Origin of the sequence: Salinilacustrithrix flava (genome assembly GCF_041228405.1) — a bacterium.
Taxonomy (GTDB): Bacteria; Actinomycetota; Acidimicrobiia; order Acidimicrobiales; family Salinilacustritrichaceae; genus Salinilacustrithrix; species Salinilacustrithrix flava.
In genome coordinates this window covers 202845-228455 of the sequence record NZ_CP133888.1, presented here as the reverse complement: position 1 = coordinate 228455, position 25611 = coordinate 202845, and the positions used below count along the sequence as shown (strand labels likewise).

18 protein-coding genes are annotated in these 25611 nt (G+C 70.0%); 13 read left to right on the top strand and 5 right to left on the bottom strand.

Features of this window, described 5'->3' with window-relative positions; all coding sequences use genetic code 11:
* The first annotated feature begins 9 nt into the window (after positions 1–9).
* The 3 genes from RGQ06_RS01155 to RGQ06_RS01145 all read left to right on the top strand — a co-directional run bounded on the left by RGQ06_RS01155 (position 10) and on the right by RGQ06_RS01145 (position 5876).
* Complete coding sequence (locus RGQ06_RS01155; protein ID WP_432428385.1) at positions 10–2457, top strand: cell wall-binding repeat-containing protein; 2448 nt, start codon at positions 10–12, stop codon at positions 2455–2457.
* A gap of 214 nt (positions 2458–2671) precedes the next feature.
* On the top strand, positions 2672–5296 hold the full coding sequence (locus RGQ06_RS01150) for a cell wall-binding repeat-containing protein (RefSeq protein ID WP_432428384.1): 2625 nt from the start codon (positions 2672–2674) through the stop codon (positions 5294–5296).
* A 166-nt stretch (positions 5297–5462) separates the two neighbouring features.
* Positions 5463–5876 carry a hypothetical protein gene (locus RGQ06_RS01145; protein ID WP_432428383.1) on the top strand — a complete coding sequence of 138 codons (414 nt, stop codon included), beginning with the start codon at positions 5463–5465 and terminating at the stop codon, positions 5874–5876.
* A 34-nt stretch (positions 5877–5910) separates the two neighbouring features.
* Here RGQ06_RS01145 and RGQ06_RS01140 read toward each other — a convergent pair whose 3' ends face one another.
* Positions 5911–6831, bottom strand: a complete 921-nt coding sequence (locus RGQ06_RS01140) for a tyrosine-type recombinase/integrase (protein WP_432428382.1) — start codon at positions 6829–6831, stop codon at positions 5911–5913.
* A gap of 188 nt (positions 6832–7019) precedes the next feature.
* Between RGQ06_RS01140 and RGQ06_RS01135 the strand changes: the two genes are divergently transcribed.
* The 6 genes from RGQ06_RS01135 to RGQ06_RS01110 all read left to right on the top strand — a co-directional run bounded on the left by RGQ06_RS01135 (position 7020) and on the right by RGQ06_RS01110 (position 18583).
* Positions 7020–9773: a cell wall-binding repeat-containing protein gene (locus RGQ06_RS01135; RefSeq protein WP_432428381.1), complete on the top strand. Its 2754-nt coding sequence runs from the start codon at positions 7020–7022 to the stop codon at positions 9771–9773.
* 295 nt (positions 9774–10068) lie between these two features.
* Positions 10069–13305, top strand: coding sequence for a cell wall-binding repeat-containing protein (locus RGQ06_RS01130; RefSeq protein WP_432428380.1), 3237 nt, complete (start codon positions 10069–10071; stop codon positions 13303–13305).
* Between the two features lie 130 nt (positions 13306–13435).
* The gene (locus RGQ06_RS01125) at positions 13436–15247 is read left to right on the top strand and encodes a putative bifunctional diguanylate cyclase/phosphodiesterase (RefSeq protein WP_432428379.1); all 1812 of its coding nucleotides are present in this window, start codon (positions 13436–13438) and stop codon (positions 15245–15247) included.
* A gap of 53 nt (positions 15248–15300) precedes the next feature.
* Positions 15301–16077, top strand: coding sequence for an SDR family NAD(P)-dependent oxidoreductase (locus RGQ06_RS01120; RefSeq protein ID WP_432428378.1), 777 nt, complete (start codon positions 15301–15303; stop codon positions 16075–16077).
* Between the two features lie 136 nt (positions 16078–16213).
* Positions 16214–17827 carry an LPXTG cell wall anchor domain-containing protein gene (locus RGQ06_RS01115; protein ID WP_432428377.1) on the top strand — a complete coding sequence of 538 codons (1614 nt, stop codon included), beginning with the start codon at positions 16214–16216 and terminating at the stop codon, positions 17825–17827.
* A 63-nt stretch (positions 17828–17890) separates the two neighbouring features.
* Positions 17891–18583 carry an SDR family NAD(P)-dependent oxidoreductase gene (locus tag RGQ06_RS01110; RefSeq protein ID WP_432428376.1) on the top strand — a complete coding sequence of 231 codons (693 nt, stop codon included), beginning with the start codon at positions 17891–17893 and terminating at the stop codon, positions 18581–18583.
* Positions 18584–18586: 3 nt separating this feature from the next.
* On the opposite strand, the gene leuD is transcribed toward RGQ06_RS01110, so the two are convergent.
* Positions 18587–19174 carry a 3-isopropylmalate dehydratase small subunit gene (gene leuD, locus RGQ06_RS01105; RefSeq protein WP_432428375.1) on the bottom strand — a complete coding sequence of 196 codons (588 nt, stop codon included), beginning with the start codon at positions 19172–19174 and terminating at the stop codon, positions 18587–18589.
* 3 nt (positions 19175–19177) lie between these two features.
* On the bottom strand, positions 19178–20578 hold the full coding sequence (gene leuC / locus RGQ06_RS01100) for a 3-isopropylmalate dehydratase large subunit (RefSeq protein WP_432428374.1): 1401 nt from the start codon (positions 20576–20578) through the stop codon (positions 19178–19180).
* A gap of 47 nt (positions 20579–20625) precedes the next feature.
* Here leuC and RGQ06_RS01095 point away from each other — a divergent pair, with 47 nt between their 5' ends.
* Both RGQ06_RS01095 and RGQ06_RS01090 read left to right on the top strand, forming a co-directional pair.
* Positions 20626–21279 (top strand): IclR family transcriptional regulator, encoded by a 654-nt coding sequence (locus RGQ06_RS01095; protein ID WP_432428373.1) that lies wholly within the window; start codon positions 20626–20628, stop codon positions 21277–21279.
* Positions 21280–21415: 136 nt separating this feature from the next.
* Positions 21416–23413: a SpoIIE family protein phosphatase gene (locus RGQ06_RS01090; protein WP_432428372.1), complete on the top strand. Its 1998-nt coding sequence runs from the start codon at positions 21416–21418 to the stop codon at positions 23411–23413.
* Here the strand turns inward: RGQ06_RS01090 and RGQ06_RS01085 are convergent.
* The gene (locus RGQ06_RS01085; RefSeq protein ID WP_432428371.1) at positions 23407–24312 is read right to left on the bottom strand and encodes an alpha/beta fold hydrolase; all 906 of its coding nucleotides are present in this window, start codon (positions 24310–24312) and stop codon (positions 23407–23409) included. The genes RGQ06_RS01090 and RGQ06_RS01085 overlap by 7 nt on opposite strands.
* Complete coding sequence (gene greA / locus RGQ06_RS01080; protein WP_432428370.1) at positions 24309–24776, bottom strand: transcription elongation factor GreA; 468 nt, start codon at positions 24774–24776, stop codon at positions 24309–24311. Before greA ends, RGQ06_RS01085 begins: the two co-directional genes overlap by 4 nt.
* Before the next feature lie 127 nt (positions 24777–24903).
* Here greA and RGQ06_RS01075 point away from each other — a divergent pair, with 127 nt between their 5' ends.
* Positions 24904–25440 (top strand): plastocyanin/azurin family copper-binding protein, encoded by a 537-nt coding sequence (locus RGQ06_RS01075; RefSeq protein ID WP_432428369.1) that lies wholly within the window; start codon positions 24904–24906, stop codon positions 25438–25440.
* Positions 25437–25610 carry a hypothetical protein gene (locus RGQ06_RS01070; protein ID WP_432428368.1) on the top strand — a complete coding sequence of 58 codons (174 nt, stop codon included), beginning with the start codon at positions 25437–25439 and terminating at the stop codon, positions 25608–25610. Before RGQ06_RS01075 ends, RGQ06_RS01070 begins: the two co-directional genes overlap by 4 nt.
* Position 25611 lies beyond the last annotated feature (1 nt).

Genomic DNA, 25611 nt, shown 5'->3' with positions numbered 1-25611 from the left:
CCTCGGGCCGTGGCCTCCACCCGCCGACCGGTCCTGACGTGCCTGCTGGCGGTCGTCGCCCTGCTCATGATGGGACTGACCGGCTCAGCCGGCGCCGAGACGCCGGACCCGTCCCCCTGGCCCAACGCGGCGGGCAACGACCCGGGCATCGACGCCACCGCTCACTCGATCCGCATCGCCGGGCTCGACCGCACCCAGACATCCCTCTCCGCTGCGCTGCTGCTGCGGGGCGCCGGTGGCTACCCCTTCACCACCGCCGACCGAACATCCGGCGATGCTGACCTGGCCAACGCCGAGCAGTGGTGGGGCCTGGGGACCTGCCCCTTCGCCGTCATCATCACCGCCGGCGACACCGCGGCGGACTCGCTCGCGGCGGCGTCGTTGTCCGACCCGACCGACCTGTCCACCGAGCCGCTGCTGGAGCGCACTGCCGCGCGCAACCCGGCCTTCGATCAGATCGGGGAGGTGGCCAGGGTCGACACCGACTCCGCGCCGATCGTCGTCACTGCCTCGGCTCGCCAGGGCGCCACGGAGCTCTCCCTCGCCGCCCGCCAGGCTGTGGCCGACCTCGCCGGTGGCGGCTGCGACACCGTCGACGCCGCCATCATCGTCGGCGGATCCAGCGCCGTGCCCACCGGGGTCGAGCAGCAGGTGCTCGGGCTCGGGGTCGACCAGGTGTTCCGGGTCGCCGGCACCGATCGCTTCGGCACTGCCGCCGCCATCGCGGGTGCACTCGGCACCGGTGAGTCGCCGACGGATCTCGGTTGCGACGACGACGTAGTGACCGATGGCTCCGCCCGCATGGGCTTCCACGGCAACGCCGCCGTCGAGCTCCGATCCGGCCCGACGGAGTGCGAGGTGCTGGGCCGGACGGTCGTGCTCACCGACGGCATCACCGGCGCCGACGCGCTCGCTGCCGGCTGGTGGACGTCCACGTGGCAGGTGCCGGTGCTCCTCGTCGACGGCAGCGGCCGCCTACCCACCGCCACCCGCGACGCGCTGAACTCCCTGGTCATCGACAACGTCGTCGTGCTGGGCGGGTCCGCCCGGGTGCCGGATCAGACCCTCGCTGAGGTGCGAGGGATCACCGGGGCCGAGACCCACCGGGTGGCCGGCACCGACCGCTACGCCACCAGCGTGGCCATGGCCGAGACGTTCGGCGGCTGGTTCGGCACCGGCGACGGCAGCGACCACGACGCCTCCATGGTCTGCGTCGCTGCCTCCTCCGGGAGCGGCGCGGCTTCAGTCGGCTGGCCCGACGCTCTCGGGGCAGGCCCTTGGTGCGCTGCCGCCGGAGGCCTGGCCACCGCCACGCCCGCCCCCGCCCGGGGCCTGCCGCCCGTCTCCGGCCCCAACCCCCGGGTGACCCGGGGCGGCACGCCCAGCCACGACGCCGTCCCCGTCCTGCTCACCCCGGTCGCTTCACCGGATCTCGCCGATCCGGTCGCCGATCTGCTCGCCAACACCTTCGACCCGGCGCAGGCGTGGTGCTCGAGCGTGCAGGCGAGCGATGCCTGCCTCGACCCTGGATTCGTCGTCGCCTTCGGCGGCACCGCCGTGCTCGCCGAGACGGCTCTGCGCCAGGCTGCTCGAGCGGTGTCTGGGGAGACCTACGTCGTGTTCGACGACCAGGCGCCGTCCGTCGGGGACACCTTCTGGACCGAGCTCGATCTCACCCCCGTGCACGCCCAGGCAGGAGCGCCCGCCGAGGAGACGATTGGTCAGGTCTGCACCGATCGGGGCGCGCTCGATGGCGTGCGCTGGCTGGCCGTCTACGCCGACGCCCTCGCCACCGTGTTCGGCGCCGAGCACGACGTGTTCGCCAACGGCCGCTACGTCGCCGACCGGGACGGCGTTGCCCGCAGCCCCGGCGAGAGCGCGCCGGCCTGCGTCCGGGTTCCGGACATGCCCGGCGACCTGGTGAACGCGCTCGGCGTGAGCCTGTCGGGCAACGTCGCCGACGCCGGCACCTTCGACATTGTCGAGGAAGGCCGCTTCGAGCTCTCCGCCCCGATCAGCCAGCGGATGGCCGACGACTTCGAGGGCACCGACACGGGCATCGACGGTGACGATGGCACCCTCACCCGGATCAGCTTCGCCGACGACGGTCTCGACGGCATCGTGGCTGTCTCCCGGACCGAGCCGACGTCGGTCACCGGGGCCACCGTCGATCTGCGGATCCGCCGGGGCACCAGTGCGACGGACCCGGACACCTTCGACGGCGCCCTCTCGCTCTCCACCGGCCTGGGCTCGGTCCTGGCCACCGTCTCGGGCGAAGCGCTCTTCGTCGACGGCGTCTGGCGGCTCCGAGGGCGCACGACGTTCACCGGGGGGACGTGGAACGCCACAGAGGGTGCCGGGGGCTTCCGGGCCGACCTCACGGCGAACCAGACCGACCCCACCGATGACGAGATCCGGTGGCAGATCGACGGCCTGCTGGCACCCATCGCCACCTGAACTGCCCCGAACAGGGCAAACGACCGTTACGAAGAGTCGCCGAGAATGGTTGATATGACTTCGCAACGTCCCTAGGGTGCAGCCTCGGCGAGGACGTCTGTCACAAACGTCACTCAACGTCGTTCTCGTCAATGAGGTTCGTCAGCCTCGGCGGAGCCGGACTTCCGGTGCCGTAGTCCACGACATCACAGAAGCAACACAGGAGAATTTCTGTATGCGATACAAGTCCCGTACCCGGGCCTTGGCGTCAGCTGCACTCGCAGCGTCGCTCGGGCTTGCCGGGTTGGCTTTCACGGCATCGCCGGTGCAGGCATCGGAGACCACGGACGTCGTCCGTGTCGCCGGTACCACGCGCTACGGCACTGCCGCTGACGCCGCGACCTCGGCCTACCCCGCTGGCTCCGCCAACGTGGTCCTCGCCTCCGGCGAGAAGTTCCCGGATGCGCTCGCAGGTGGCGGCCTCGCCGGCTCCCTCGACGCTCCGATCCTGCTGACCCTCGAGGACAGCCTCCCGGCCGACACCATCGCTGCGCTCGCAGAGCTGGGCGCCGAGACCGTCACCATCCTCGGCGGCACCGCCGCCGTGTCCGCTGCCGTGGAAGCCGAGCTCGTTGCGCTCGGCTACGCCACTGACCGCGTCGCCGGCGCCGACCGCTTCGAGACCGCAGCCGACATCGCTGCCGAGCTCGGTGGCACCACCGCCGTGCTCGCCAACGGTCTCCGGTTCCCGGATGCCCTGGCCATCAGCCCCGGCGCCCACGCGCTGGAGCTGCCGGTCCTGCTGACCCTGGCCGACAGCCTCCACGAGGATGCTGCCGCCTACATCGACGCCAACGCTGTTGACACCGTCATCATCGTCGGCGGTACTGCGGTCGTGTCCCAGGACATCGAGGACGCCCTCGCGGCTGACGGCATCACCGTCGTGCGCCTCGCCGGCGACACCCGGTACGAGTCCTCGGTCGAGATCGCCGAATTCCACGTCACCCAGGGCTTCACCCTGGACGAGGTGGCCATGGCGACCGGTGAAGACTTCGCCGACGCCCTCGCCGGTGGCCCCTACGCCGCCCAGATGGGCGCCCCGATGGTGCTGACCCAGACGGCGACGCTGACCCCGGCCACGGCTGCGTTCCTCACGGAGAACTGCCAGGCGATCGACGCCCTGTCGATCCTCGGTGGTACCGCTGCCATCACCGGTGACGTGGAGGCCGCTGCTGCGGCCGCCGCGCAGTGCGATACCAACCAGTCGCTCGCGGTTTCGCCTGCGGACACCACGATCGCTGCCTTTGACCAGACTGCAGGCGCAGGCGAGATTGTGGAGGTCACCGTTTCGGGTGCAGATCCGGACGGCGAGTACGACATCGCGCTCTTCCCGTGCTACGAGTTCGGGCAGGGCAATCCGTCAGCGTTCGGCGACGGTGGTGAGAACCTCCTCGACCTCAACGGTGTCTCCAACACCGACCAGGTGATCTCGTTCATGGATCGGGACTTCGATGACGTTGCCGACGACGCCGGCAACGTCGAGAGCGGTGCCGATATCGTCTCCGTGAACTTCGATAGCAACGGTGGCACCCCGCAGACGTACTTCGAGGATCAGAGCCCCGATGCAGATGGGGACTTCCTTGTCCGCGTGACCACCACCGGCGGCACCACCGACTGCGTGCATGTCGTGGCTTGGGAGGACGCGGACGATGACGACGCTCTCCTGCTGAACAACGGCACGTCTGGCGTTGAGAACGACAACACGCCAGCAGTTCCGTTCGGTGTTTCTGGTGCCATCACCTGGACCTCTGGTGAGGCTCCCAACGGTTACGGCATGGGTGAAGACGTCTTCTTCGTTGACAAGTCGTCTGGCTACTTCATCGATGAGAATGGCTGGATGGTCATGTACGACGAGGGTGACACCTTCTACTACGACGGCAGCGATGTGGGTGGTCAGATCTCCTTCTCGGTGTTCGAGGGCTTCTTGAGCCTTCAGGATGGGATCGGCACCTTCTCCGGTTCTTACAGCCGTGTGAACCCCGTGGCGTTCGAGATGTTCGACGACATGGGCTTCGGTCTTTCCAACACGCCGACGGTTACCGTGCTCGGCGATGCCGATGAAGAGGCAGACGGTGACGAGGTGATGGTGTCCTGGACCGAACAGGACGACCCGGGTGCCGATATCGACTCCTACAACGTCGAAATCTTCAATGCCACGACCGGCGCATCCGTTGCCACGGGCTCGACCGCTTCGGTGGACACCCTTGGTGGCGGGGACGCCATCACGCAGTTGATGTTCTCCGACCTTGCTGACGGCACGTACGTCGCTCGGATCCAGGCGGAAACCGAGACTGGGTATGTCTCGAGTGACAGCCTCTTCTCGGAGCCGTTCACGACCGGCACTCCGCCGGAAGCGGATGCTCCGATCATCACGAACACCGAGCTGACGTCGGACACGGCGACTCTCGGTTTGGTCGATGGTGGCGACGCACTGCAGTTCGACTTCAACGAGAACATGTCCGACGCGCTCGACGCTCCGGGCACGTTCCTTCGTCTGTCGGATGGTGACTCGACCTACCAGATCGTGTGCGAGGCCACTGCGGCTCCGGGCACGACTGCGGCTGACACTGATTGCCTGCTCACCGACGGTGGCGACGCCACCGTCGATGACGATCAGCTCTCGATTGACATCGGCACTGACGCCGCTGATCTCCAGCTGATCTCCGGCACGGACAATGGCCTCGATTACGTCGGTGACTCGGTCGTCATCAGCGTCGTTTCGGGCGACTGGGATGATGAGTCGGGCAACCAGCTCGATCTCGCCGGGTCGACCGACATCGTGGTCGACATCGAGCCGTAGTCCTCGCTGGGGCGCAAGCCTCATCGAGAATTCGCTCGTGTTCGGAACCCCGGTCCTCTTCGGAGGGCCGGGGCTTCGGCCTTTTTGGGCCTATCGTGTCGGTGGCTCTGCGTATGGTGGTGACGACTTCCCCCTTCGGTTGCCAACCCGAAGGATGTGCCGCACCATGGCCCTCGATGCCCGTACCCGTTCCTCCCTCTACGGCAAGTTCGCCGAGATCCTCGGCGACGACGACGCCAACTCGCTGATGTCGGAGTTCCCCTCGGTCGAAGCCGATGAACTCGTCACCAGGCAGTTCCTACGTGCTGAGCTCGGCGTCACTCGCTCCGAGCTCCTGAGCGAGCTCGGCGTCACTCGCTCCGGGCTCATGGGTGAGATCGGCAGCGTGCGTTCCGAGCTCCTGGGCGAGCTCGGCAGCGTGCGGGGCGAGCTCGGGCAGGCAGAGTCGAGACTGCGGGGCGAAATCGCAGAGCTGCGTGTCGAGATGGCCGAGCGGTTCCATCGCCAGACGGTGTGGCTGGCGAGCACGGTCGTCGCCTCGGCGGGTGCGGTGATCGCCGCAGTGCCGTTGATGGCCTGATCGTCTCCCGCGGCCGCTGCCGAGTTGCATCTGTTCACCGGTGGTCGTAGACGTCGTCGAGGGACCGCCTGATGTCCTCGACGTCCAGGTGGGTGTAGAGCATCGTCGACACGATCGAGGCATGACCGAGCTGTCGCTGCACCTGGGCGACGCCCATGCCGGCCCGGATGAGCTCGGTGGCGAAGGAGTGTCGCCACCGGTGTGGGTAGTGCCGTCCCGGTAGTCCGGCGCCTCGGGCCGCCAGTCGACATTCGCGCTGCAGTGCGGACACCGAGCAGCGCTTGTCCGGGTCGGGCACGAACGGGTGGGTGTTCACGAACAGGTACGGCGTGTCGGGCAGCTCAGGCCGGACGTCGTCGACGAAGGTCTGGAGCACCTCGGCCAGCGGGGCCGGGATGGCCACGGTGCGGTGCCGGGAGCCCTTGCCGAGCACCTCCAGGCGACGTCCGGTCAGGTCGAGGCGGTCTTGGCGCAGGTTCGAGATCTCACCGGCTCGGGCGCCGGTCCAGCGGAAGGTGGCGATGATGGCGTGGCGCTGCCGACCCCGGAGGTCGGTGAGCATGGCGGTGTGGGTCAGGACGGCGGCGGCCTCGGCGGGGGAGTAGACGTCGATCCGGTTGGGGTTCCGCCGGGGCGGGGCCAGCGTCGCCGACGGGTCGGCCGCCAGCTCCTCCTCGGCGACGAGCCAGGCGAAGAAGCTGCGCAGCCCGTTGACCTCGGCGTAGATGGTCGCCGGCGCCAGGCCCCGCTCCGCCTCGGCAACGAGGTGGTCTGCCAGGTGACGAGCCCGGACCTCATCGAGCCCGCAGCCGGCATGGTTCGCCTCCCACCAGTGTAGGAAGCAGGCCACGTAGTGGCGGGCGTTGCTGACCGAGCTCGGTGCCAGGTTGCGCACCACCCGGAGGTGGTCGGCGAATCGGTCGAGCAGGGGTTCGTGGGGTCCGGTGCTGGGCACGCGCGCCTCCTCCGATGACGATCCTCGGGGGAAGCAGGGGTCGACGCCCACACACACGGTAGGCGGACGTGCCTCGGTCCGATGGCGGGAAGCAGGGGCCGGACCGCTCGGCGGCGAACTCACCTGCGGAACCATGGCGGGCCTGTCTGAGAGCAGGCATCGCGAACACGCAGGGAGCACAGCGAGACATGAACCCCACCACCCGTCGGGTGCGGCGCCTCGCCGCGTCAGTCACCTTCGCAGCCGTCGCCGGCGGCCTGGCGCTGCCGCTGCTGGCCACGCCGGCCGGCGCCGTGCAGGAGACCGACACCAGCCGCCTCCAGGGCCAGGACCGCTACGGCACGGCCGCGGTGGTCGCCCTCGACACCTTCCCCGACGGCGCCGGCTCCGTCGTGCTGGCCACCGGGCAGACGTTCGCCGACGCGCTGGCCGCCAACGGCCTCGCCGGCGCGCTCGGTGCGCCGATCCTGCTGACGACCACGGCCGAGCTGCCCGAGGTCACCGAGGAAGCCCTCACCACACTCGGGCCCGACACCGTCTACGTCATGGGCGGCACCGCCGCCGTCAGCCAGGCCGTCGAGGACGGGCTCGCCGGCGACTACGACATCGAGCGGGTCGAGGGGCAGAACCGGTGGGAGACCGCGGCCGCCGCCGGTGCGGCGATCGACGCCACCGACGACAGCATCCCGGCCACCACCGACGACGGGCTCGGCTCCACCTCCGACGGCATCACCGCCGTGCTGGCCAACGGGCTGAACTTCCCCGACGCCGTCTCCGCCGGCCCGGTCGCGTTCGCCGGTCGCCTGCCCGTGCTCCTGACCGAAGCCGGCCGCATCCCCGATGCGACCAGCACTGCACTCGAGGACCTCGGCATCGAGCACGTGCTGCTCATCGGCGGCACCACCGTGATCAACGACAGCATCGAGACCGCGCTCGAGGCCGATGGCTACACCACCGAGCGACTGGCGGGCGGCGACCGCTGGGCCACCAACGTGGAGGTCAACGACTACGCGACGGCCGAGCTCGGCTTCGGGGGCGTCACCGCCTACCTGTCCACCGGGCTCAAGTTCCCGGACTCCCTCGCCGGCGGACCGCTCGCCGGCACCAGCGCAGCCCCGCTCGTGCTCACCGCCCCCACGACCCTGCCGGGTGCGGCGGGCTCGTACCTGGCGACCAACGCCAATGCCATCGACGAGATCATCGCCATCGGTGGCCCGGCGGCCGTGAGCGACGCCACCCTCGCCGACGCGGCCGAGGCGGCCCAGCTCAGCACCAACCGTGCCTTCGTGATCACGCCGACCGAGTCCGCCACGCAGCCCCTGAGCACCTTGTTCCTCACCAGCGAGGGTGCCCGCACCTTCGAGGTCAGCGGCCTCGAGCCCGGTGGCAGCTACGTCATCGCCCTCCTCGATGCCGAGACCGTGGACCCGACCGGCGGCGTGAGCTTCGACGCCTACTCGCTCTCCGATGAGGCGGCCACGTCGATCGAGTCCATCAACGGCACGCCCACCGGCGCGGCCGGCGGCATCGAGACCGTCCAGGAGGACGCCACCGCCACCGAGGACGGCACCCTCACCGTCGTGGTCGACGCCACCGAACCCGACTCGATCTTCCCCCTCGTGTTCGAGGACCTGGACGGCAACGGCGACCTCACCCTGGCCGGCGACGTCGCCGACGAGCCCTTCGGCCTGGGCGGCAAGACCACCTGGCTGCCGGCCGAGGCCGCCGACGACACCTACGAAGGCGTCACCGTCACCGCTCTGAGCTTGGACGACAACTACTTCGTGGCCGGCGGCGACACGTTCCTCTACGGCACCACCGACCGCTTCCGCGGCGACACCCCCACGGCGGAGAGCGCCACCATCACCCCCGGTCAGTTCGAGGGGATGCTCAGCGTCGGTGACGTCCTCGACATCGAGTACTTCCGAGATGCCCAGGCGCTGTTCGACGTCGTCACCGATGACATCCCCGACATCGACGACGTGACGGCGTCCACGCCGAGCGTCTCCGACCCCAACCTGGTGCAGGTCTCCTGGGTGCCCTCGGAGCAGGCCGACGTCGTCTACTCGGTGTACCGCGACGACGGTGACGGAACCTTCGACGACGGCGACGCCATCGTCTCCGCCGCGGGGGCATCGACCACCCGCTCCTTCGTCGAGCCGTCCAGCACCGCGGGCGTGCGATACATCGTCGTGCCCGAGGGCGGCACGTCGGGCACTCCCGACACCCTCGACGACGACGGCGACGCCGTCACGTTCCTCAGCAACGAGATCGTCCCCGGCGTGACGCTGTTCGGGCTCACCAACGGGACCACCGTGTCGGAGAACGCCGGCCTCGCCCTCCTCAACGCCGGCGACCAGTTCATGCTGCACTTCTCCCGCGACGTGCAGGTGGCATCGAACGCCAGCATCACGGTCCGCCGAGGGACCGGCAACCAGGTCACCCTCACCAACGGCACGGCGACCTCGAGCTGGGCGGTCGATGGCGGCACGATCACGATCACGCTGGGCTCCGGCGCCGATGCCGCACCGGACATCGCGTACGGCGAGGAGACGATGGTCACCGCCCTGTCCGGTGTCCGTGACGTCGGCGGCACGACCGTGCCGGTCACCGCGCTGCGCGACCGGGTGCTGGAGAACGACGGCCCCGAGCTGATGGTGGAGTCCACCACCTGCGATGTCGGCGACACGACCTGCACGATCGCCTTCAACGAGCCGGTCGGCGGCTCGGCCGCCAACCGCAGCAGCTATGACTACCGCCCCGAACCGGCCGGCAAGTTCCTGACCGGCATCACCCTTGGTGACGACGGTCGGACGATCACGCTGACGTTCGCCCCGGGCGTCGGTGCCGACGACCGGATCCGCCCCCGTACCGAGCTCGCTGCCGTGAGCGACGACGACGGTCAGGCGAGCACCCAGGCGCTGTTCGACTTCGTGCGCTGAGCGGCGGCCGCCGCTTCCCCTGATGCCGGGTGGATCCTCTGATCCACCCGGCATCGTCGCGCCCTGGAAGGGAGAAATTCTGCTCGCCTGAGTGCCATATAACGAGTAAATGGCACGAGCAGATCCATTTGTTGTGGAGCGATGGTTTGGGGCATATGGTCGCTCTCCAGGTGGGAGCACCCGTCACGGCGGAATTCGGGACGGGTCTTCTGCTTCTTGAGGTTCGTCAGCCTCGGCGGAGCCGGCTGCACCGGTGACGCGAACCACCATCGAAGAAGCAACCAGGAGAGTTTGAATGCGATTCAAGTCCCGTTCCCGGGCCTTGGCGGCATCTGCGCTTGCAGCGTCCCTCGGGCTCGCAGGGTTGACGCTCGCCGCGTCGCCCGCCCAGGCGGTGGAGGACACGGAGATCGTCCGTGTCTCCGGTGCCACGCGCTACGGCACCGCGTCTGCGGCTGCCGCCACCGGCTTCCCCGACGGCGCGACCAACGTCGTGCTGGCCTCGGGTGAGAAGTTCCCCGACGCCTTGGCCGCTGGCGGTCTCGCCGGCATCCTCGACGCCCCGATCCTGCTGACCCCGTCCGAGAACCTGGACGACGAGACCCTCGCCGGTCTCGAAGCGCTTGGTGCGCAGAACGTCACCATCATGGGTGGCGTCGATGCTGTCTCCGACGACGTCGCCGATGCCCTCGAGGGCGAGGGCTACACGGTCGAGCGCATCGCTGGTGACAACCGCTTCGAGACTGCGGCCGACATCGCCGCCGAGGTCGGCGGCACCACCGCTGTCCTGGCCAACGGCTTCAGCTTCGCTGACGCCCTGGCGATCAGCCCCGGTGCTCACGAGCTGGAGCTGCCGGTCCTGTTGACGGGTGCCGACGAGCTGTCCGCTGAGGCGGCCGGCTACATCGACACCGCGAGTGTCGATGAGGTCATCATCGTCGGCGGCACCGACGTGGTCTCCCAGGAGATCGAGGATGCCCTCGAGGGTGATGGCACTGCCGTCACCCGCCTCGCTGGCATCAACCGGTACGAGACGGCCATCGGCATCGCCGAGTTCCACCTGGCCAACGGCTTCAGCGCTGATGAGCTGGTCCTGGCGACCGGCGAGAAGTTCGCTGATGCCCTGGCCGGTGGCCCGATGGCTTCCCAGCTGCTCGCCCCGATGATCCTGACCCAGACCGACACCCTCACCGGCGTCACTGGCGACTTCATCGAGGACGTCGCTCCCGAGGCCGACACGATCTACATCCTCGGTGGCCCTGCCGCCGTCAGCGATGCAGTCGAAGATGCAGCAGCCGCTGCGGCCCAGTCCGACGCAACGCAGGTCACCGTGACTCCCGCCGACGATGACACCACCATCACGGCAGGGCAGTCGTTCGCCGGCACGCTCACGTCCGATGGTGGCGACATCACGAACGTCGCCGTCTCCGGCCCGTGCGTCACGTCCGATTCCGACGTTGACGAGACCGACGCCGCAGGCGGCACGGACTTCGACTTCGCCGTCCACGTCGACAGCGACGCCGACGAAGGCTCCTGCACCATCACGTTCACCGTGACGGTGGACGGCGAAGACGATCCGATCGTCGTGACGCAGGTGATCACCGTCGAGGCCGCCTCCACGGGTGGCGGCGGCGGAACGCCGCCCGCCGACACCACGCCGGCAACGGTGGAGTCCGCCTCAGCGACCGATGTCGCCGGCGTGGACGACAACGTGACCGTCACCTTCAACGAGCCCGTGCAGGGCGTCGGGACCTACACCGTCTCGGATGGCACCGACAGCTTCGACTACGAGGTCGTGGACGGTGAGGACACCGACACGCTGGTTCTCAGCCCGAGCGCCGAAGGCGTCGACTTCGATGCCCACGACGAGGCCACGTACACGCTGAACGTGGTCGACGAGCTCGACCTGGCCGGCAACAGCACCGACGCCACGATCCCGATCGCCGAGACCGGCTCCAACGCCGAAGGCGTTGAACTCGGCCAGACGCGCGTCGTGAGCGTTGACACTGGTCAGGCCTTCGCCACGATTCAGGACGCCGTCGATGCGGAGGATGTCACCGATGTCGATGGTGTCGACACGCTCGAGGCGTTCTCAGCCGACGCTGGGTCGTTCGATGAGCTGGTGATGGTGTCCAAGGACGGTCTGACGATCAGCGGCGACTCCGCGGAGGGTCGGGCCGATCTGATCGGAACGTTCGTCGTCTCCGGTGCCGATGGCGTGACGATCGAGGGCTTCGACATGTCGACCTTCGACACGTACCTGTCGTACACGACGGCGTTCTACCTGGACGACGTGACTGGTCTGGTGTTGAGCGACAACGTCGTGACCGGTGCTGGTGCCGACAGTGAGGACAAGGGCGTGATCAACGCGCTCGGTGGGGCCACGGAGGAGGCGTCCATCGGTGGCAGCACGTTCACGGCGCTGCTGCAGGGTGTGTTCGCCAACCCGAGCGCCGACTTCACCATCGACTCCAACTCCTTCGAGGGCAACGGCGTGGGCAGTGCCAACGACGGTGCCTCTGACATCACGAACAACTTCTTCGTTGACAACACGTTGGAGGGAGTGGGCCTCGGGATCGTTGGCTCGACCGTGACCGGCAACACCTTCACCGGCACTGCAGGCAACTACGTCTGCGACTACACGCCGGATGACTATGTGCTCACCACGGTCGCGGCGGCGAACGTCTATCCCGAGGGCTACTCCATCGAGGAGGACGGGTCTGCTCCTGACTGCATCACCCCGGCTCCCGGTGTCGGCGAGACCCGCGTGCTGAGCGTGGACACCGGTCGCTACTTCACCTCGATCCAGAACGCCGTGGATGCGGAGGACACCGCTGATGATGGTGGCGTTGACATCCTCGAGGCGTTCTCGGCTGAGGGTGATTCCTTCGATGAGCTGGTGATGGTGTCCAAGGACGGCTTGACGATCAGCGGCGACTCCGCGGAGGGTCGGGCCGATCTGATCGGAACGTTCGTCGTCTCCGGTGCCGATGGCGTGACGATCGAGGGCTTCGACATGTCGACCTTCGACACGTACCTGTCCTACACGACGGCGTTCTACCTGGACGACGTGACTGGTCTGGTGTTGAGCGACAACGTCGTGACCGGTGCTGGTGCCGACAGTGAGGACAAGGGCGTGATCAACGCGCTCGGTGGGGCCACGGAGGAGGCGTCCATCGGTGGCAGCACGTTCACGGCGCTGCTGCAGGGTGTGTTCGCCAACCCGAGCGCCGACTTCACCATCGACTCCAACTCCTTCGAGGGCAACGGCGTGGGCAGTGCCAACGACGGTGCCTCTGACATCACGAACAACTTCTTCGTTGACAACACGTTGGAGGGAGTGGGCCTCGGGATCGTTGGCTCGACCGTGACCGGCAACACCTTCACCGGCACCGCAGGCGACTACGTCTGCGACTACGTCGAGAGCTACGACCTCGAGGCGTTGGAAGCTCTGAACAGCTTCCCGACAGGGACCATCGTCTTGGATGACAACTCCTCGCCGGACTGCATCACCACTGGCGGCGACGTCTGAAAGACCATCGGACTCGGCGAGCCCCGGCCCACACTGGGCCGGGGCATTCGTCGTTTTCGATAGGGGTGAGGTCGTGTCGCTCCGGACTGCCATCCCACTCTGACGCCCCGAACGGCAGCAGACTGGACGCGTGGTCGGGCTGATGATCGTCGGGTGGGCAGTGGCTGCCCTGGCCGGCGCGCTCGCCTTCTGGTTCCGCCGGCGTGTCCGCCTCGCGACCGTTGAGAGCGACACGCTCCACCACCAGCTGGCCGCCAGCGAGGCGATCAGTCGCAGCCTGGTCGAGGCCACCGACGAGGCCATCCTCACCATCCGGGAGGACGGCATCGTCGGCTCGGCCAACCACGCCGCGACCCGACTCCTGGGCATGGCCGCATCGGCCGTGGTGGGCAAGCGCGCCGCCGACCTGGCCGACCGGTTCCCGCTGCTGGCCGACCTGCCCGTCGGCCTCACGGACGCCGACACGGTCGTGCACCACCCCAGCGCACGTCGGGCGGTCTCGGTGACCACCCGGGCCACCGGCGACGAGGACGACCCGGTGATCGCCGTGTTCGCCCGCGACATCAGCGAGCGCAAGATCCTCGAGGAGCAGCTCGCCCACCAGGCGACCCACGACGACCTCACCGGCCTGGCCAACCGGGCGAGCCTCGTCGGCGAGCTCGACCGGGCGGCGGCACGTGCCGAGCGCTCGGGGCAGGGCTTGGGCCTGCTGTTCATCGACCTGGACCGGTTCAAGGCGGTCAACGACACCCTCGGCCACCGTGTCGGCGACGTCGTGCTCCAACGGGTCGCCGAGCGGCTCTTGCAGGCCACCCGCGACACGGACCTCGTGGCCCGCAACGGCGGTGACGAGTTCGTGGTGTTGGCCGAGGAGGCCGGCGACGTCACCGTCGTCGCCCGCCTCGCCGAGCGCATACAGGACGCCCTGTCGGTGCCGGTCGCCCTCGAAGACGACGTCATCCCCGTGTCCGCGTCGATCGGCGTGGCCTGGCTCGAGCCGGGCGACCCCCACACCCTCGACCAGCTCCGCGACGCGGACGTGGCCATGTACCACGCCAAGTCCTCGGGCCCTGGTCAGATCCGGGTGTTCGACGACGACATGCGCCTCGCGGTCGAGCAGCGCTTCGACCTCGAGCGCGAGCTGCGCCGTGCGGTCGGCGTCGGCGCGCTCGATGCCTGCATCCAGCCGGTGCTCGACCTGCGCACCGGCCAGATCGTCGGCGGCGAGCTGCTCTGCCGCTGGACCACCGAGGACGGCCGCGAGGTCCCGCCCGAGGCGTTCATCGAGGTGGCCGAGGACTCCACCCTCGTCATCGAGATCGGCCGCTGGATGCTCGACCGGGCCGGCAGCGTGCTCGGCGACTGGGCCCAGGACCGCACCCAGGGCCTCTCCGACCTGCACCTCAGCGTCAACCTGTCGGGCCGCCACGTCGACCACCCAGGCGTCGTCGAGGACGTCACCTGCCTCTGGGACCGCTGGGGCATCGAGCCGTCCAAGCTCATCGTGGAGATCACCGAGACCTCGCTGCTCAAGGACCTCGACGAGGCAGCCCGCACCCTCGAAGAGCTCCGCCAGGCCGGCGTCACCATCTGCGTCGACGACTTCGGCGTGGGCTACGCGTCGCTGCGCTACCTGCGCGAGCTGCCCGTCGGCCTCGTGAAGATCGATCGCTCGATCGTGTCCGGCTTCGGGCGCATCGACTCCGACACGGTCATCGTGACCATGCTCAGCCGACTGGCCGACGTGCTCGACATCCAGATCGTCGCCGAGGGCATCGAGACCGAGGAGCAGCGCGAGCGCCTCACCGAGATCGGCTGCCACTTCGCCCAGGGCTACCTCTTCGCCAAGGGCATGCCGGTCGAGGCGTTCCCCCTGTGGCTCGCCCGCTGGCGCCGGCGCCACACCCACCCCAGCGCGTGGAAGGCCGTGGTCCCGGGGTAGCGCAAGAGGTCTGGTTGGCGAACTTGACCGACCAGTCAATAGTCTCCCCGGCCATGGACATCACCGGTTCTTCATCTGTCATCACCGGCGGGGCCAGCGGCCTCGGCGAAGCCACCGCACGCCTCCTGGCCGAGAAGGGCCAGCACGTCGTCATCGTCGACATGAACGAGGAGAAGGGCGAAGCGGTCGCCAAGGAGATCAAGGGCGTCTTCGTCAAGGCCGACGTCACCAACACCGATGAGGTGATCGCCGCGATCGAGGCGGCCAAGGAGATGGGCCCGCTCAAGACGATGGTCACGGCCGCCGGCATCGGCTTCGCCACCCGCACCATCGGCAAGGACGGCCAGTACGACTCGGCCCACGACCTGAACATCTACAAGAAGGTCGTCGAGGTCAACCTGGTCGGCACGTTCAACTGCGTGCGCCTGGGCGCCACGGCGATGAGCCAGAACGAAGCCGACGAGGACGGCCAGAAGGGCGCCATCGTCACGGTCACCTCCGTCGCCGCGTTCGACGGCCAGATCGGCCAGGCCGCCTACTCGTCCTCCAAGGGCGGCGTCGTCGGCATGACCCTCCCCATCGCCCGTGACCTCTCGGCCGCCGGCATCCGCGTCAACTGCATCGCCCCCGGCCTGATCGACACCCCGATCTACGGCGAGGGCGAGGCCTCCGAGGCGTTCAAGGCCAAGCTGGGCGAGAGCGTCCTGTTCCCCAAGCGCCTGGGCAAGTCGAGCGAGTTCGCCACCATGGCCGCCGAGCTGCTCACCAACTCCTACATGAACGCCCACGTCGTGCGCGTCGACGGCGGCATCCGGATGCCCCCGAAGTGAGCTGATCCTCGGATCGACGAACGGGCCCCGGCGACGTGCCGGGGCCCGTTCCGCGCCCGGCGGCGGCTCCGGAACGTCACCGAAACGTCGCACGCCGTGGGCAGGAGGCGAAGCCGTCGACGGCGAACCTGCCGCCATGTCAACCCGTTCGCGCGCTGCCGCGCTCGTCTTCACCTGCGTCGCACTCGTCGGCGCCAGCACCGCCACGGCCTCGGCCGACGAGGTCGAGGACCTCTACGCCGGCGCCAACACGGTCACCGCCACGCTGTCCGTGCTCGGCACCGACCTCGGCAGCTTCGCCGGGACCAGCGCCATCGCCGAGAAGCTCCCGCTCGTCGAGGTCGCCAGCTTCGGCTTCCAGGGGCCGGACGGCACGCTCGGCATCGGCGTGACCAAGGCGGTCGCCGACACCATCGGCGCCGCTGTCAGCGATCCCGGCGACGCCGGCCAGTCCTGCGGGACCCCCGAGCTCGCTGCCCTCCCGATCCCCGACGTCCTGTCGATCCTCGGCGTGTGCAGCTCCTCCCAGGCCTCGCTGCCCGACCTGCTCGCCCCCCAGGCCCTCGGCGCGGCCGAGGCCGGCGGCATCGCCCTCAACGGCCAGGCCCTCGCCGACGTCATCTTCGACCTGCTCCTCGATCCGATCCTCGCCCAGCTCGACGGCGTGATCGTGCAGGTCCAGGGCGCGCTCGCCCCGGTCGAATCGGCCCTCGCCTCCATCTGCGACGAGCTCCCCCAGGAGGTCTCGCCGCGCACCATCGCCGAGACGGCCGGCAGCCTCGGCCTGCCGATCATCGACGTGATCGAGTCCCTCCCCGAGGGTGAGCGGATCATGGAGATCGTCGAGTCCGACTGCCTGCTCTCGCTGGACGCCCTGGTGGAGGTCGTCGCCGAGGTGCCGGCCATCGCCGAGAGCCTCGTGCGCGACACCCTCCTCGCCGCGCTCGACCAGGACCTGCTGGCCATCACCCTCGGCTCGTCGTCGTCCTCGATCTCCCCGGTCGACGGCGCCCTCGTGGCCAGCTCCCAGCTGCAGGCGCTCGACATCAGCACCCTCTCGCTGCAGTTCCTGGTCGACGCCGTCGAGGACCTGGTCACCGTCCAGGTCCAGGGCCTGCTCGACGAGGTCCTCGCTGCGGTGCCCGCCGAGCTCGGTGCCGTCACCGGCCAGATCCCCGCCCTCGGCGACATCCTCGCCCCGGTGCTCGCCCAGCTCGACGGCCTCGTCGACGACGCCCCGCTGCTCCAGGTGCGCGTGGCCGACAACCTGGCCGACGCCCGCTCCGTGCCCGGCAGCGACACCGTCGACATCAGCCGCAGCACCGCCGGCGGGGTCACGGTCACGATCTCCCCGGCCATCGCCGACCTGCTCGGCATCCCCGCCGACATGACGATCCCGGCCGGTCAGCGCCAGGTCATCGCCGAGGGCACCCCGCTCGAGTCGGTCATCAGCGTCGGTGCGGTCGAGCAGATCACCGAGACGCTCGGTGCGTCCCAGGTCCAGACCGCCGGCGCCCGGGTCACCGCCACCCAGGTCGCCCTCCTCACCGGTCTGCAGGGCGGCATCGTCGCCGGCACCGGCGTCACCGAGGCCCGCGTGGGCGGCAGCATGGTCACCGCTCCGGCACCGGCACCGCAGCCCACGCTGCCCCGCACCGGTTCGTCCGACGACCTGACGCTGCTCGCCGGCATGGGCGCCCTCGCCCTTCTCGGCGCCGCGCTGCACCTGCGCCGCCGCACCACCGCCTGAGCGAACCGCAGAGAACACCGGGGCCGCGCTGACAGCGGTCCCGGAGCCCGACAGGCTGCAGGCATGCAGCTCCACGACGCGTCCGTCCTCGTCGCCGGCGCCAGCGGCGGGCTGGGGGCACCGATCTGCCGCCAGCTGGCTGGCGCAGGCGCCCGGCTCACGCTGCTGGCGCGCACCGAGGTTCGCCTCGGGGCCATGGCCGCCGAGCTCGGCACGGATGCCGTCGTGTTCGCCGGGGACATCCGGTCATCCGAGGACTGCGGAGCAGCCGTCGCCGCTGCGGTCGACGCCCACGGTCGCCTCGATGCCGTCGTGGCGGCCACCGGGGTCGTGGCCTTCGGCTCGGTGGTCGACCTGGACGATGCCGTGCTCGACGAGCTCATCACCACCAACCTCGTCGGACCGCTCCGCCTCGCTCGCGCCGCGATCCCGCACCTGCCCGACGGTGGCTGCATCGTGAACATCTCGGCCGTCGTGGCCGAGAACCCGGTGGCCGGGATGGGCGCCTACTCGGCGTCGAAGGCGGCGCTGACCTCGCTCGACGTCTCCCTCGGCCGCGAGCTGCGCCGCCAGCGGATCACCGTGCTCGACGTGCGCCCGCCCCACACCGAGACCGGCCTCGCCGATCGACCGATCGCCGGTGAGGCGCCGAAGCTCCCGCAGGGGCTCGACCCCGCTGCGGTCGCGGCGCGCATCGTCGAGGCCATGGCGGCTGGCGAGCGCGACCTGCCCTCGTCGGCGTTCTCAGCTGACTGAGCCTCAGGACGCCGTGGGCAGGTGCGCGGGGCGCCGGCCCTCGAAGTCGCTGATCTCGTCGCCCAGCTTCAGGGTGAGGCCGATGTCGTCGAGGCCCTCGAGGAACCGGTGCTGGGTGCTGTCGTCGAGGGGGAACGTGGTCTCGATGTCGCCGGCGCGCAGGGTGCGGCTGGCGATGTCGATCTCGAACACGGTGGTCGGGTCGTCCTCGACCATTCGCATCAGCCGCTCGCCCGTCTCGGCATCCACCTGCACGGGCACGAGGCCGTTCTTGGTGCAGTTGTTGCGGAAGATGTCGCCGAAGCGGGGGGAGATGACCGCCTCGAAGCCGTACTGCTGGATCGCCCAGACGGCGTGCTCCCGGGAGGAGCCGGTGCCGAAGTTGGGGCCGCCGATCAAGACGTTGGCGCCCTGGAACTGCTCGAGGTTGAGCACGAAGCCGGGGTCGTCACGCCACTCGGAGAACAGGCCCTTCTCGAACCCGGTCCGTTCGACCTGCTTGAGCCAGTCGGACGGGATGATCTGGTCGGTGTCGACGTCGGAGCGGTCGAGGGGGACCGCCGTGCCTTCGATGGTGCGGACAGCGCGCATGTCTCAGTTCTCCAGATCAGCAGGGGTGGCGAAGTGGCCGGCGATCGCGGTGGCCGCGGCGACGGCGGGGGAGACGAGGTGGGTGCGCCCGCCCCGGCCCTGGCGGCCCTCGAAGTTGCGGTTCGAGGTGCTGGCGCAGCGCTCGCCGGGGGCGAGCTTGTCGGGGTTCATGGCCAGGCACATCGAGCAGCCCGGCTCCCGCCAGTCGAAGCCGGCCTCGACGAAGATCTTGTCGAGGCCCTCGGCGACGGCCTGGTCCTTCACCTTGAACGAGCCGGGCACGATCATCGCCCGGTTGATCGAGACCTTCCGTCCCTCGGCCACCTCGGCCACGGCCCGGAGGTCCTCGATGCGGCCGTTGGTGCACGAGCCGATGAACACCGTGTCCACGGGGACCTGCTTCATGGGCGTGCCGGCGGCGAGGCCCATGTAGTCGAGGGCCCGCTCCGCGGCGTTGCGCTCGGTGGCATCGACCATGGCGTCGGGGTGGGGGACCTCGCCGGTGATCGGCACGACCTGACCCGGGTTGGTGCCCCAGGACACGTGCGGGGTGATCTCGGCGGCGTCGATCACCACCTCCTTGTCGAAGGTGGCGTCGTCGTCGGTGACCAGCGTCTTCCAGTCGGCGACGGCGGCGTCCCAGTCGGCGCCCTCCGGTGCGTGCGGGCGGCCCTCGAGGTACTCGAAGGTGGTCTCGTCGGGGGCGATGAGGCCGGCCTTGGCGCCCATCTCGATCGACATGTTGCACACGGTCATGCGCCCCTCCATGGAGAGGGAGCGGATGGCCGAGCCCCGGTACTCGATCATGTGGCCGATGCCGCCGCCGGTGCCGATGCGGCCGAGGATGGCCAGCACCACGTCCTTGGCGGTGACGCCGGGCTGCAGGTCGCCCTCGACGGTGACGGCCATGGTCTTGGGTCGGGACTGGGGGAGGGTCTGGGTGGCGAGCACGTGCTCGACCTCGGAGGTGCCGATGCCGAACGCGATCGCCCCGAAGGCGCCGTGGGTGGAGGTGTGGGAGTCACCGCAGACGACGGTCATGCCCGGCTGGGTGAGGCCCTGCTCCGGGCCGATGATGTGGACGATGCCCTGGCCGGGGTCGCCCATGGCGTGGCAGGTGATCCCGAACTCGGCGCAGTTCGCGGCCAGCGTGTCCATCTGCTTCTTCGAGATGGGGTCGGCCACCGGCTGGTCGATGTTCGAGGTCGGGACGTTGTGGTCCATCGTCGCCAGCGTCAGGTCGGGGCGGCGGACCGTGCGGCCGGCGAGGCGCAGGCCGTCGAAGGCCTGGGGCGAGGTGACCTCGTGGACGAGGTGGAGGTCGATGTAGAGCAGGTCCCCGTCGTCCCCCGAGTGCACGAGGTGCCGGTCCCACACCTTCTCGCTCAGCGTCTTGCCTGCCATGGGTGCTCCTTGAGGTGTCTCACATAATGGGATAGTGTTCCCGTCTGATGGACACTGTAAGCGGGATCGGCGTGCTCGACAAGGTGGTCGCCATCCTGCGCGTCGTCGGCGAGGGTCCGGCGACCTTCCGCCAGCTGTGCGAGCGCACCGAGATCAGCCGGGCCACGGCCCACCGCCTGGCCCAGGGGATGGAGGTCGTCGGCCTGCTGCGGCGCGGTGACGACGGCGCCTACACGCCCGGTCTCGCCCTCATCGGCCTCGGTCGTGCCGCGCTGGAGGCGTTCCCCCTCACCACCGTGGCCGCGCCGGTGCTGCGGGGCCTGCGCGAGGGCACCGGCGAGTCGGCCCAGCTGTTCGTGGTCGAGGAGGGCGAGCGGCTCTGCGTCGCGGCCGTCGACTCGGGGCACGAGCTGCGGACCATCGTCCCGGTGGGGGCGCGGCTGCCCATGGACGTCGGGTCGGCCGGTCGGGTGCTGCGCGGCGACGTCGGCTCTGGTGGCTGGGCCGAGTCGGTCGGCGAGCGGGCGCCGGGGGTGGCGTCGGTGTCGGCGCCGATCTGCGACGGTGACGGCCGGACCCTGGCCGCCATCAGCGTGTCCGGCCCGATCGAGCGCGTCACCCGCCAGCCGGGGGCGCGGTTCGGCGCCGTGGTGGTCGCCGCGGCCGCCGAGGTCGAGGCCGCCCTGGGCCAGCGCCTCTGAGAAGAGGACCTCCGACCCCTGCCTCGTGGCGATGGGGCAGGTACCGTCGGGGTGCGGGACGGTGGTGCAAGCCGCTGGAAGGGCAGGCGAACACGCAGCGACGGCGCTGCGAGAGAAGGCGACTCGGAGCGACCCGGTGAGCACCAGACGCGAGGGCGAGGACCTGCAGGCGCTGCACGCGGTCGACGCGCGTGCCCTGCCGTCGCTGTTCGACACCGTCCTCGACCAGTCCACCACCGGCGTGATGGTCTTCGACGACGAGCTCCGCATGGCCTACGTCAACGAGGTCGCCGCCGGCTTCGGTGGCTACCCAGCCGACCTGCACGTGGGGAAGCGCCTGGCCGAGCTCTATCCCCAGGTGGCAGCCCAGGCCGATCCGATGATCACCTGGGCGCTGGCCGAGGAGGAGGTGGTCCGGAACGAGGAGCTGGTCTGGGAGTCCCCACGCCCGCCCTACGAGCGCCGCTGGTGGCAGGTGTCCTTCGTGCCGGTGCGCTCGGCGGCCGAGCAGTGCTACGTGGCGGCGATCTACGTCGAGACGACCCAGGTGCGACGGGCGCACGAGCGCCTGGCTCGCCTCCTCGACGCCCTCCCCACCTTCGTCGGGATGTGCACGTCGGACGGCCGGTTGGTCGAGGCCAACGAGGCCACCCTCGCCGCCACCGAGCTGTCCCGGGAGGACGTCGTCGGCCTCCCGCTCTGGGAGGCCTCGTGGTGGCGCGACGATCCCGCGGTGCAGGTGCAGCTGCGCGAGATGCTGGCCCGGGCCCAGTCCGGCGCGTCGGCGCGGGCCGACATCGACGTGCGCCTGGAGGACGGGCGCCACGTCACCATCGACTTCCAGCTCGTGCCGATCGTGGAGCACGGCGTCGTCACCGCCCTGGTCCCGTCGGCCATCGACATCACCGATCGCATCGTCGAGCGGGATCGCCTCCAGGCGCTCGCCTCGCTGTCCCGGCACCTCAACGGAGCGCTCACCACGGCACAGGTCGCCCGGCTGGTGGTGTCCAACGGCCCCGCCGTGGTCGACGCCGCGTTCGTCAACGTCGCCCTGCTCGACGCCGAGCGCCAGGAGCTGCGCCTCATCCAGCCGCGGCTCGACGCCGACATCGAGCAGCGGTGGGGGGTCCTGCCGCTCGACGGCGTGCGGACCCCGTTCCACGACGTCGTGGAGACCGGCGTCGCGGTGCTCGTGGATCGGGCCGCGCGCGAGGCCCGGTACCCGGAGATGGTGCGCGACACCGAGCGCGTGGGGCTCGACACCACCGCATCGGTGCCCCTCGTGGACGAGCTCGGCGAGGTGTTCGGCGTGGTCGGGGTCGGCTGGACCGAACCGGTCGAGTTCGTCGACGAGCTCCGCCTGCGCCTCGACCTGCTCGCCGACCTGTGCAGCCACGCGCTCCGCCGGGCCCAGCGCACCGAGGCCCGCGACCGCCTGGTCGAGGAGATGCAGGCCGAGGTGCTGGCCATGCCGGACACGTCCCGCACGCTCGACGTGGCGCTGGCGTACGAGCCGGCTCGGGGCGACATCGGCTTCGGCGGCGACTGGTACGACGTCATCGAGATCAACGAGTCGTGCACCGCGCTGGTCGTCGGCGACGTCGCCGGGCACGGCATCACCGCTGCGGCCCGCATGACCGAGGCCAAGGCCACGATCCGGACGCTGGTGCTCAACGTCGACCACGCCGAGGTGATCCCGGCGGCGAACCGATCGCTCGCGCACTTCGACTCGGGCTACATCGCCACCACCGCCGTCGCGTGGATCGACGACGACGCCAAGACCTTGGAGTGGCGCCTGGCCGGGCACCTCCCGCCCGTGCTCCGCACGCTCGAGGGGGAGGCGGTGCTGCTCGAGGGGTGCCACCACCCGCCGATCGGAACGGCCACCGAACCCCGTGCGCAGGCGTCCATCCCGTTCGCCGAGGGCTCACTGCTCGTCCTCTACACCGACGGGCTCGTGGAGCGCCGCGGCGAGGACATCGACGTCGGCCTCGAGCGCCTGCGGTCGATCGTCGATCGCCTGCCACCGACGTGCTCGGCCCGCGATGCGAGGGACTCGATCATGGCCGAGCTCCAGCTCGCCGAGCGCGAGGACGACGTCGCCATCGTCGTCGTCCGCAGCCGCTCTCAGTAGCGGGACGAGGTGCGCGGCGAGGTTCCGTCCCCGCTGCCGGATTCGGCGTGGACGTGGCGCAGGGCGCGAAGCAGGGCGGGGACGAAGCGGGTGGCGCCGGTGACGCAGGCGGCGTGGTCAGCGGCGACGTCGACGAGCTGGGCGCTGGGGATGCCGGCGTGGAGCTCGGTCTGGCGGGCGGGGGAGACCACCTGGTCCCGGGTGGTGCGCACGACCGAGACGGGGACGTCGATGTCGGCCAGCCAGGGTCGGGCGTCGAAGCGGCCGAGCGAGGCGCCGGCGCCGGCGATGGCGGCCGGATCGCCGCGGCCGATCTCCTCGCGGGCCCAGCGACCGAAGGGGTCCTGGTCGAGGCGGCGGCCGAGGAGGCGAGCGGCGATGGCGCGGCGCACCGGCAGCGGGGTGAAGCGGGCCGCGTCGGCGAAGACCGGCAGCATCGAGAACATGGCCGACTCGGCGCCGGGTGCCCGGAAGTACGGGGCGGTGGCGCACAGCACCAGGCCATCGACCAGCTCGCGGTGGCGGTGCCAGGTGAGCAGCGCGATGGGTCCGCCCATGGAGTAGCCGACGGGCGTGATGCGCTCGATGCCGAGCTCCCGGCACAGGGCGGCGACGTCGTCGGCGCAGTCGGCCAGGCGGAACCGCCGGCGGGACCGCAGGCCCCGACCGTGGCCTCGGTGGTCGATGGCCAGGACCCGGTAGCGGCGGCCGAGCGCCTCGTAGCAGGCGAACCAGTTGAGGTCGGCCGAGACCGTCCAGCCGTGGAGCAGCACGATGGTCGGCGCTCCGGGCGGGCCGGGCAGCTCGCGGACGAACGTGGTGCCACGGCCGGGCAGCTTCACCCGGCGTCCGGGCGGCAGCCGGATGCCGTGCGGCGCCGAGCCGTGGTCGGTGCTCACCCGATGCTGGCGATCTCGACCGACAGCGTGGCGCCGGTGGGCGTCTCGTACTGGACCGACTCGCCCGCCTTCTTGCCCAGCAGGGCGGAGCCGAGGGGCGAGCCGGGGCTCATGACCTCGAGCTCGCTGCCCCGCTCCTCGATGGAGCCGATGAGGAACCGCTCGGTGTCGTCGTCGCCCTCGTAGCGGATCTCCACGATCGAGCCCACCCGCACCTCGTCGCTCTCGCTGGGGTCCACGATGACGTGGTTCTCGAGGATGGCGTTGAGGTGCATGATGCGGCCCTCCATCTTCCCCTGCTCCTCCTTGGCGGCGTGGTAGTCGCCGTTCTCGGAGAGGTCGCCCAGCTCCCGGGCGGTCTCGATCTTGCGGGCGATGTCGACGCGCCCGCGGGTGGTGAGATCCTCGTGCTCGGCCTTGAGCCGGTCGTACGCCGCCTGCGTCAGCTCGTGGGTGTCAGCCATCCGACGAGGTTACCGAGGGTGGGGCCGTCCGGGACCATGGTCCCGATGTCCGCGCATTTCCTTGCGGAGTCGCGATCCGTGGGTTATCACGTGTGTGACAACGGGCACGGGCGAACGGGGACCACTGATGAGCGTCGACGATCGGCGGGCGTTGGACGATGCGGAACCGGCTGCGCCGGTCCTCGGCGAGCCGGGAGCGGAGCTGCTGTTCAGCGCTGGGCAATCGGCCTGGCTGGCGCTCATCAGCGTCGGGGTCCTGCTCGCGCTCGGCATCAGCACCGTGGCGCTCTTCCTGGCGATGAGCGACGACGACAGCGGCGGCGGTGCAGCTGCGCCGGCCGGCCCCGCCACGTCGGTCGAGATCGAGGCGAGCGAGTTCGCCTTCGATCCATCGGATGTGGCCGTCGTGGCCGACACCGACGTGGCGGTCACGCTCGACAACGTCGGTGCCGTGGAGCACAACTGGACCGTCCTGGAGGCCGGCACCACCATCGCCGAGGAGGCCGAGTTCGAGCCCGACACGGTCGTGGCCGAGGTCGCAGCCGACCCGGGCGCATCGGAGTCCGGCTCCGTGAACCTCGCGGCCGGCAGCTACCAGGTGATCTGCACGATCGCCGGGCACTTCGCCGCCGGCATGGAAGGCACGCTCGAGGTCACGTCGTGAGCGAGGACGCGACCGAGGGCGCCGGGACCCGCATCGAGCCCGAGATGGGTGTCGAGGTCGGTGACGAGGAGGTGCAGCCCCGCGGGACCATGGTGCTGCTGATCCTCTTCCTGCTCACCATCGCCGCCATGTGGGTCTGGACCTACTACACGCTGCTCGAGCGGAGCTGAG